The sequence below is a fragment of the Chamaesiphon sp. OTE_75_metabat_556 genome (assembly GCF_031378165.1).
Classification (GTDB): domain Bacteria; phylum Cyanobacteriota; class Cyanobacteriia; order Cyanobacteriales; family Chamaesiphonaceae; genus Chamaesiphon.
The window spans coordinates 1-9,167 of the sequence record NZ_JANNDR010000014.1; the positions used below are offsets into that span (position 1 = coordinate 1).

The 9,167-nt window shown below is 48.4% G+C and carries 12 protein-coding genes; 7 read left to right on the forward strand and 5 right to left on the reverse strand.

What is annotated here, in order from left to right; translation table 11 throughout:
• Both RMO27_RS00445 and RMO27_RS00450 read left to right on the forward strand, forming a co-directional pair.
• Window positions 1–295: YtxH domain-containing protein (locus RMO27_RS00445; RefSeq protein ID WP_309727996.1), on the forward strand; the 295-nt coding region annotated here is incomplete at its 5' end.
• Window positions 288–848 (forward strand): DUF948 domain-containing protein, encoded by a 561-nt coding sequence (locus RMO27_RS00450; RefSeq protein WP_309727999.1) that lies wholly within the window; start codon window positions 288–290, stop codon window positions 846–848. The genes RMO27_RS00445 and RMO27_RS00450, both read left to right, overlap by 8 nt.
• Window positions 849–958: 110 nt before the next feature.
• Here RMO27_RS00450 and RMO27_RS00455 read toward each other — a convergent pair whose 3' ends face one another.
• The 4 genes from RMO27_RS00455 to rimO all read right to left on the reverse strand — a co-directional run bounded on the left by RMO27_RS00455 (window position 959) and on the right by rimO (window position 5,321).
• Entirely contained in the window at window positions 959–1,501 is a 543-nt protein-coding gene (locus RMO27_RS00455) for an RNA-binding protein (RefSeq protein WP_309728001.1), read from the reverse strand.
• Between the two features lie 67 nt (window positions 1,502–1,568).
• A complete protein-coding gene (locus RMO27_RS00460) occupies window positions 1,569–1,820 on the reverse strand; it encodes a hypothetical protein (protein WP_309728003.1) in 252 nt (83 codons plus the stop codon).
• Window positions 1,821–2,054: 234 nt separating this feature from the next.
• Entirely contained in the window at window positions 2,055–3,611 is a 1,557-nt protein-coding gene (locus RMO27_RS00465) for a DEAD/DEAH box helicase (protein ID WP_309728005.1), read from the reverse strand.
• Between the two features lie 393 nt (window positions 3,612–4,004).
• Window positions 4,005–5,321: a 30S ribosomal protein S12 methylthiotransferase RimO gene (gene rimO / locus RMO27_RS00470; RefSeq protein WP_309728007.1), complete on the reverse strand. Its 1,317-nt coding sequence runs from the start codon at window positions 5,319–5,321 to the stop codon at window positions 4,005–4,007.
• Window positions 5,322–5,361: 40 nt separating this feature from the next.
• Here rimO and RMO27_RS00475 point away from each other — a divergent pair, with 40 nt between their 5' ends.
• The gene (locus RMO27_RS00475) at window positions 5,362–5,508 is read left to right on the forward strand and encodes a hypothetical protein (protein WP_309728009.1); all 147 of its coding nucleotides are present in this window, start codon (window positions 5,362–5,364) and stop codon (window positions 5,506–5,508) included.
• Between the two features lie 87 nt (window positions 5,509–5,595).
• On the opposite strand, the gene RMO27_RS00480 is transcribed toward RMO27_RS00475, so the two are convergent.
• A complete protein-coding gene (locus RMO27_RS00480) occupies window positions 5,596–5,742 on the reverse strand; it encodes a hypothetical protein (RefSeq protein ID WP_309728011.1) in 147 nt (48 codons plus the stop codon).
• Window positions 5,743–5,796: 54 nt separating this feature from the next.
• Here RMO27_RS00480 and btpA point away from each other — a divergent pair, with 54 nt between their 5' ends.
• The 4 genes from btpA to RMO27_RS00500 form a co-directional block, all read left to right on the forward strand.
• Window positions 5,797–6,645: a photosystem I biogenesis protein BtpA gene (gene btpA / locus RMO27_RS00485; RefSeq protein WP_309728013.1), complete on the forward strand. Its 849-nt coding sequence runs from the start codon at window positions 5,797–5,799 to the stop codon at window positions 6,643–6,645.
• A 169-nt stretch (window positions 6,646–6,814) separates the two neighbouring features.
• Window positions 6,815–7,771, forward strand: a complete 957-nt coding sequence (locus tag RMO27_RS00490) for a vitamin K epoxide reductase family protein (RefSeq protein WP_309728016.1) — start codon at window positions 6,815–6,817, stop codon at window positions 7,769–7,771.
• Between the two features lie 128 nt (window positions 7,772–7,899).
• A complete protein-coding gene (locus RMO27_RS00495; protein ID WP_309728018.1) occupies window positions 7,900–8,523 on the forward strand; it encodes a hypothetical protein in 624 nt (207 codons plus the stop codon).
• A 45-nt stretch (window positions 8,524–8,568) separates the two neighbouring features.
• Window positions 8,569–9,167 (forward strand): DsbA family protein (locus RMO27_RS00500; protein ID WP_309728020.1); only part of this gene is annotated, 599 nt, incomplete at its 3' end.

The window sequence follows — 9,167 nt, forward strand, 5'->3', positions numbered from 1 at the left end:
TGTCATCGGTGCAGCAATTGGTGCTATTGCAGGGCTATTAGTGGCTCCCCGCAAAGGACGAGATACGCGCAAGATTTTGCATAAAACCGTAGCGGCAGTACCTCAAATGGCCGAAGATATTTCTAGTAGCGTCCAACTTCAAGCCGACAGACTTTCGGCTGCTGCGGGTGACAGGTGGCATGATACACTCGACAGGCTGGCAATCGCAGTTTCTGCGGGCATTGCGGCTAGTCAATCTGTCCGCGAATTAAATTCCCCCACTAATTCCAAATCATCTAGTCAGGTAGATGAATAATCCTCAACTGTCAACTGTCAACTATCAACTATCAACTGTTATCGATCCACTACTACTACTCGGCTGCTCAATTCTACTCGTTGCTGTTAGCTTGACAGCACTGGTAGTTGCTGCTTTTCCGGCAATTCAAGACTTGTCTAGAGCCGCTCGTAGTGCTGAGAAGTTGTTCGATAGGCTCGATCGAGAATTACCCCCCACACTAGAAGCAATTAGACTAGCCAGCTTGGAATTGAGCGATCTGAGCGAGGAAATGTCTCAAGGTGTTCAAAGTGCCGCCGCTGTCGCTCAACAAGTCGATCTAAGCTTGGTGGAGGTCAAGAAACAAGCTGGGAATATCCAAACGGGTACTCGTAATGTCTGGGTGGGTGTTAAAGCGGCATGGCAAACCTGGCGCGCTAGCGAATCCGATCCTCGCCGCCAGATGTCCGCAACCGTTCGCGTAGCGTCTCTGGAAGAGAATCGAGCCTCTTTGCCTGCAAGTGTGGATGATGATCAGTTCTCGGCTGGGCGACTAGTAGATTCGATACTTGACGACGAGCCTACCCGCAACTAGAGACAAGATTGCCAAAAAAATTGCTAGAGAGATAAATCTCTCTAGCAACAATTTTATCTATCTGCAAGCAATTGCAGTCTGTCGTCTCTATTTAGGCAATCGACTCGAACTTAGAGATTGCCCGATTGAGCTAATTTATCTTTGAGTTCGGCCAGTTTGCCCGCCCACCGAGGATCTGGTTGAAAACTTTCAGTGCTGGTGCTAGTACTGTAACTAGTGGTACTGGCATTGTTCTTAGCACCTTCTTTTCGACCACCTTTTTTAGCACCACCACTACTGCGGCGAGGAGTGCTAGTCGCACTGTTACTCCCCTTATTACTAAGATTGGGTTTGGGGACGTTGCTGGGTTCTCTAGGCTCTGTCGATCCTTCATGATCACCATCTTCATCCTCTTGCCCTTTGGCTTTGGGCAGAGCTTTTTCAATTTTGATCGGCAACTCTTGGAACATGACACCGTTGTACTTTTCGACGATCTGGTCTGCTTGTTCTTCAGTCTCGACCGTGACAAAGCCAAAGCCCCGGCATTTGCCAGTTTTGCGATCTTTGATTACTTTCACAGAAACTAGCTCGCCAGCATCAGCAAAAACGGTTTGGAGTTCTTCCCGCTCTACATCAGATTTTGGTAAGTTGCCCACATATAAACGAATAGACATATAAAAATTCCTCCAGACTGGAATTAAATTAGCTTGCTTGCAGGATTTCCCCAGGGGGGGGATCGCCTCAATTTTTTTGGGCGGACAACAACTGTTGCGGAAGTGTGAACTTATCGTTGAAATCGTGGCAGTCGATCGGTTCAGCAGCGGACTCGGACGTCGCGGATGACGAGATACAGTCATGAGGAGCCTCAGTGTTAGCTGTGCCCAATCGCTTTTGAGCGAGAAGTTGTGAATTGCGATCGTCCGCAGTTAACAACTGCTTTTTGGTCGATGCTTTAGTATGAATCCGCCAATGTGCGGCCTGCATCCTCGACACTATATCTTAATGTTTTTTCATAAACTTTGTCACACCCCTATTTAAATTATCACGTCTAGGTATGGGCGATCGATTTTGTTGCTAATCTTGGGAATTGGCAGCAAAATTGATCGGCAATTCCGACTTCACCAAGTGGATTCACATCAAAAAGGTGGGCTATGCCCACCTTTGATGACAGATGACTAAACATCTCGATCTAGGAGTCGATTACTTGCTGGTAATAGCCGAGAGCGATTATACGCGTTCTTCGCTGCGATGACCGCGATTGTCGCGACCTTCGCGTTCGTAACGGCTGCTTTCGTTGCGGGGGGTGCTATCGCGACGATCGTACCGACCGCCACCACCGCCACCACCGCCATTCCGCAGAACTGGCTTACCACCAGCACCGCCACCGCCACCGCCGCCACTGCGACGGTCGCTACCACCGCGAGGTTTGTAGCTATTTGAGGAGCGATCGCGCTCTTGCATTTGGGGTTCTTCCATATCGAGCCATGCGGGGCGAGTTTGGTCGTATACCAATTGCAGTGCGGCTGCGGCGACGGTATGAACGTCGTATTCTTCGCTCATCTTGGCGATGATCGGCAAGAAAGATGCGACCCGTTCGCCAGAGAGTGCTTCTTGGACTTTACCTTGAATCTTCTGGACGTGAACGGCTTCGACTTGAGCACGGGTGGGGATTTGGCAGACGGTTAGGGACTGCTTGACCCGACGTTCGATCGCTTGGAGTTTGCGGCGATCGAGGGAGTGAATCAGGGAGATAGCGACGCCTTCTTTGCCCGCACGACCCGTCCGACCGATCCGGTGGATATAATTTTCTACACTATCGGGGAGATCGTAGTTGATGACGTGGCTGAGATGATCGACATCCAAACCGCGCGCGGCAATGTCAGTCGCGACGATCCAGCGGACTTTGTCGCTGCGGAAGCGAGTCAACAGCCGTTCGCGCTGAGTTTGAGTCAGATCGCCATGATACTCATCTGCACTATGTCCGGCAGATTGGAGTTGGCTGGTGAGTTCGGCAGCAGCTTTCCGCGTCCGCACAAAGATGATGGCCGATTCTGGCTGTTCGAGTTCGAGAATCGGTTGGAGGGCTTGAGCTTTAGTCCAACCACGGGGGATGAAGTAAACTTGTTGCTGAATTTTGGATGGTGCCGCTTTAACTTGATCGACAGTGACTGTCACTGGCGAGTTAAGGAAGCGGTTGACCAACGAACGAATCGGCGGTGCCATCGTCGCCGAGAAGAAGGCGGTTTGGCGTTCTTTAGGCAATTTGCTTAAAATCAGTTCGATGTCGTCGATAAAGCCCATACTGAGCATTTCATCAGCTTCATCGAGTACCAACCATTCCACTTGACCCAAGCGGAGATGACCGCGATCGATCAGGTCGATGACGCGTCCGGGGGTACCGACAACAGCAGCGACACCGCTTTCAAGGCGACGAATCTGGAGGTCGATCGCTTGACCGCCATAAACAGTCAGAATCGGCGAACGGCGCTCATTGCCGCCCAAAAAGGTTTTCATGGCTGCGGAGACCTGCATCGCCAACTCGCGAGTTGGCGTCAGGACGAGGGCTTGGACGACAGGACGCTGCCAATCTAAGCGTTCGATCATTGGTAGTGCAAATGCTGCCGTTTTACCAGTTCCGGTTTGGGATTGGCCGACGACATCTTTCCCCGATAGCAAAAAGGGAATAGCTTGCTCTTGAATATTGGTTGGTTCAGTAATCCCTAGACCTTCCAGTTGTGTAACGATACGATCGGAAAGTCCAAGGCTAGAGAAGGAAACGGTCATAATTTATAGTTAAGGGATCGGTATGATTGCAGTCGAAAATTTAGGAGCTAATATTTAGGAATCGGTCAGTATCTAAACCGGAAAAAACATCGTACCCAATATTGAAACCATTCAGTCTAGGGATGTGTGAGAATTAGCTGTAATTCTACACTTATAAAAAATACTAAATAGTTACAGAACGTTCGCATCAGTTGCGAGGCGGAGATTCTGTGATAGATTGTTGTCGAATATATCGGTCTTTATACTGCGTTCTAGCGTCTTTGCTCCAATCCAAAATTTAAAGTGAATTTAAATTTTGAATTCAACAGTGGTGTAGTAGCGTTCTGTCATTCAGTTTAGTCTCAAGCTGAAAGCTTGGCATTGCCGGATAACCGATCGTTATTGACTGTTTATTTAGTAGACGATCTCGCCGTGAAGATCGTAATGGTCGGCGGTGCGGATCTTAGTCGAAACGATCGACCCAAGTCGGGCACTCCCACTAACATACACTACTCCGTCCACTTCTGGGGCAAATCTAGCAGATCTGCCTACCAACAACCCAGAGCCAGGATGTTCCTGTTCGATCAGGACATCCACGGTTTTACCGATTTCACCTTGGTTACGGCGGAGTGAAATTGGTTGTTGCATCGCCATGATCCCGTCGCGACGCTCGTCCATGACTGCTTGGGGCAGTTGGTGAGGCAAGGTCGCAGCGGTAGTTCCATCCTCTGCGGAGAAGGTAAACACGCCGACATGGTCGAATTCATGCCGTTGCAAGAAAGCTTGCAGGTGTTGGTAATGTGCGTCAGTTTCCCCGGGGAAACCCACGATCAGTGTCGTCCGCATGACGGCATCAGGGAGAGCGATTTTGAGTTGCTCGATGATGCGATCGTTGACCTGTCCTTGCCACGGGCGATTCATGGCACGGAGGATTTCGGGATGGGAATGCTGTAATGGTAAATCTAGGTAGGGCAGCACATTTGCTGTTTCCTGCATCGCGGCAACCACTTTGGGCGTCAATCCCGTGGGGTAAGCGTAGTGCATCCGAATCCAGGGAATATCTACTTCACCCAATGCCCGCAGTAATTCTGCTAACTTAGGTTCTCCATAAATATCGATCCCATAATTGGTGGTGATTTGGGAGATTAAGATCAGTTCCTGGACACCTTCATCGGCCAATCTTTGGGCTTCGGCAACGATCGATTCGATCGGTCGCGATCGCTGTTTGCCCCGCAGATGGGGAATAATACAAAACGCACAACCATAGTCGCAACCTTCAGCCACACGCAGGTAGGCGACACCCTCAGTCGTCGTCCGATAGCGCGGTGTATGCTCATCCGCAATATAAGTCGGCTCTGGAGTCACCTCGACGACCCGTTCGCCAGCTTGAGAGCGAGCGAGCACATCGACGATTTTGTGATAATCACCGCTACCGACGACAGCCACAGCTTCAGGGATTTCGGCGAGTAACTGTGACTGAAAGTGCTGTGCCATACAGCCAGTGATGACAATTTTTTTATTAGCTTCGGCTAGTTCTACTAGCGTTTGGATCGATTCGGCTCTGGCTGCATCGATGAAGCTACAAGTATTGACGATGACATAGTCGGCAGCGGCTTCATCGGCATCTACTTCATAACCTGCCTCGACCAGTAGACCGAGCATGTGCTCGCTATCAATCCGATTTTTTTCGCAACCTAAGTGAGATATTGCAATTGTTGGCTTGTTGCCCATGTAGTCTTGGTTGATTTGTCTCCAACAGTTAGTGTGCCATTTGGTACTCAGTTACCAGCTCAAACAGCAAGAATGGATCGAATCCGTCCGGGTTGAGTTTGTTGGCGTACCTGCTGGAGCAGCGAATGGCTACTTAACCGATTCTGCAACTTTTTCCCCACAGACACTGACGACCGAGTGTTTTTGACTAAAAATATCGATATTAGATCGATGCCGATGCCAAGTGTAAATTCGGCTGACGGCTGCTAACGTGCCTAGTTTCAGTCATTCAGCCCTAATCATAGCATGATGTTGCGGAATGTAAAGTAGCAAATAATGGCCAATCGCTACCAATTAGTGACTGGTCGATCGGTTTAAGTAAGTCATGCAAGCCTAATTTGTGGATAATAGAGGTGAAGATCGAGTCTTGCGGTTTGGTCATGCCAAAATTTGAATTGGTGCGGCAATCGTCATCCGCCTAGTTTTAACGCAAAACGTGAATTTAAAGCAAATTTTTAACACCACCCAGCCAATTATTGGTGTCGTCCACCTGTTACCCCTACCGACTTCTGCGCGTTGGGGTGGTAGCCTCAGCGCCATTGTCGATCGCGCGGAACAGGAAGCCGTCGCGCTCGTTTCTGGTGGTGTCGATGGGATCGTGGTCGAAAACTTTTTTGATGCGCCTTTTCCCAAAAGTCGCGTCGATCCGGCAGTAGTCAGTGCGATGACGACGATCGTCACGCGGTTGATGGAATTAGTGTCACTCCCGATCGGGATCAATGTACTCCGCAATGATAGTCTCAGTGCGATGGCGATCGCCAGTTGTACGGGTGCGAGTTTTATTCGAGTCAATGTCCTGTCTGGCGTGATGGCCACCGATCAAGGCTTAATCGAAGGCTGCGCTCACGAACTGCTGCGATATCGGCGGGAATTGGGATCTGACGTCAAGATCCTCGCCGATGTCCTCGTCAAACACGCCCAACCACTGAGTTCGAGCGATCTGACTAATGCTGTATGCGAAACGATCGATCGTGGACTAGCCGACGCTATTATCTTATCTGGTGCGGTTACAGGCAGTCCTCCTAGCCTCGAAGATCTCCGGCTGGCGAGGGCAGCGGCTGGTAGCACGCCAATGTTGATCGGTAGTGGTGCGAGTGTAGAAAATATTAATAGTTTGATGCAATTTGCCGACGGGGCAATTGTGTCGAGTTCGCTCAAACGTCAAGGCAAGATTGAGAACTCAATCGACCCAATTCGCGTCAGTCAATTTGTCGAAACAATTCGTCAGGATCTCGCCAATCGATCGGTACAGCGTGCGATTGATTCGATGAAAATTCATAAATAGGGGATAGGGATTAGGGATCCAACAGATGGATCTAGTGCTTGTTTTGATCGGGTTGCAACTATTCTTCAAACAAGAATTATTTAGTCATAATCTCAATCTTAGCGATGAGCTATACCAAAGGTATCTCTATAAATCCCCCTAATCCCTATCCCCTGTCCCCTATCCCCTTATGAAAACTATGAAACGTCGTCAAATCCCCTGGATCTATCAATATTCGCGATTGCTAATTGGCGCGATCGCAATTTTAGGCATTTTTGTGACCGCTTATCTGACCTGGGTCAAAGTCAGTCAAAATGGTGTGTGTGGCACAGAAGGCTGTCAGATCGTACTGTCTAGTCCGTTTGCGAATATCGGTAATTTCCCACTGACTGGGTTGGGATTATTGAGTTACATGGCTGTTGCGGTGATGGCATTTGCGCCGACACTCATCGATCCCAAGACGAACAAATCAGCTCACAATCAAATCAGTAACCTTACTTGGTTGGGAATGTTTGTGGTGGGTGCAGCCATGGCCGTATTTAGCTGTTATTTGATGTATTTACTCGCCTTTGTCATCCAGGCGGCTTGTCCATTCTGTATTGCCTCAGCGATTTTTACATTTGCGATCTTCGGACTGACCATTATTGGTCGAGACTGGGAAGATATCGGTCAATTAATATTTACGGGGATGGCCGCCGCGCTGGCTTCTGTGGTAGTCTCACTCCTATTTTACAATACGGCGATCGGTGGGGATATCAATTCATTGGCACCGACGACAGCACCAGAACCAGGGATCGGTTGGGAAATTAAGTCTACATCTGGCCCAGCAGAGGTTGAGCTGGCTAAGTATCTCACCCAGAAAGGCGTGAAAATGTACAGTGCCTATTGGTGTCCGCATTGCTACGAACAAAAGCAGTTATTCGGCCAGCAGGCATGGGAGCAGATTACCAATATCGAATGCGCGCCTGATGCCAAAAAGAATTCCCAAACAGCAACTTGCACTAAAAATGGGATCAAAAGCTTTCCGACTTGGAGCATCAACGGCAAATTGGAGCCTGGAATCAAAAAACTCGCAAAACTGAGTGAGTTGACTGGTTATCCAGGGAACAAAGTATTCAAGTACGATAAATTGGCGCGAACTGAATAGACGTCGATCAATGGAGCATTTCAACTGCTGGATTGATCGTCGCTGTAGTGTCGATCGATACCTCAACTGGTGCGATCGACCCAAATAATTGATATATTTTAAAATTGCCCATCTCTCAATTTTACCGAATGCTTAAAAAAATCCAGTTACTTCAGTTAGCAACTGCGATGTCGATCGCCAGTAGTTCGCTGATGAGTGTCCGGGCTAATCCGTCACCTCCAGTTGATGGAACTATTACTACTCCGCAAACGGCTCCGAATAGCACCCCCAAAACGACGCCCCAACCCGCGATCGATAATACTCCCAAAGCTATTCCCTCCGCAGCTCCTAATGGTGCTGTAAAACCTACTCCTGACATTCAGTCAACAGGAACTGGCAAAATTGAGGTGACGACTGTTGCTGGCAAAGCAGAGATCGCATTAGCAAAATATCTCACCGCCAAAGGTATCAAGTTCTATGGGGCTTATTGGTGCGAACATTGCCAGGAGCAAAAAGCTTTGTTTGGGGCTAAAGCTGCGGCGCAATTAACTTACATTGAATGCGATGCGAATGGTGAAAACTCGCAGCGACAGTTATGCAAGGATATGAAGATTAAATATTTTCCAACTTGGGTAATTGACGGCAAATATTTCAATGGTACGAAAGATTTAAAAGAGATCGCAACTTTGGCAGGATATAAAGGTTCGATGAAATTCAAGCATCTTAAAAAGAACCTCAAAAAAGTTCCGCCAACAGCTACTAAGCCTCAATAGACTGCCGACTTTCGATTGCATCAACTTACCCCCGATCTGACCGCAATGAATTATTTACTCAATTTGTGCAGACTGCCGATCTTATCATTATTACTATCAGCTCTAGTGTTTGGCACATTGCCCGTTCAGGCAGCACCGCAAGGCTCCAATCTCACCACCACACCAACTTCCAACCCCGAAAATACGCCTTTCAATTTTCTAGAAACAGAGCGAGTTACTACATCACCAACAAAACTCGCACAATCAGTTAAGGTCACGCCCCAACTCGAAAAACAAATTCTGGAAGTAATTCGGCGGAATCCAGATGTTTTGGTCGAAATTTTACAGAAATATGCAGCAGAACAACAGGCCAAAGAAAAAAAAGTTCAAGCTGAGGCGATCGCTAAAGTTCGCAAAAACACGAAAGCAATGATTGGTGATTCCCCAGTGAGTGGGGCTAGCAATCGGCAAATTGTGATGGTCGCATTTTCGGATTTTCAGTGTCCATATTGTGCTACTGCCGATAAAAGCATCAAGCAATTTATGGCTAAGCACAAAGATAAAGTCACCTTAGTTTATAAATATTTCCCGCTCACCCAAATTCACCCCGAAGCATTGCCAGCAGCGCGGGCGGCTTGGGCGGCGAATAAGCAAGGTAAATTCTG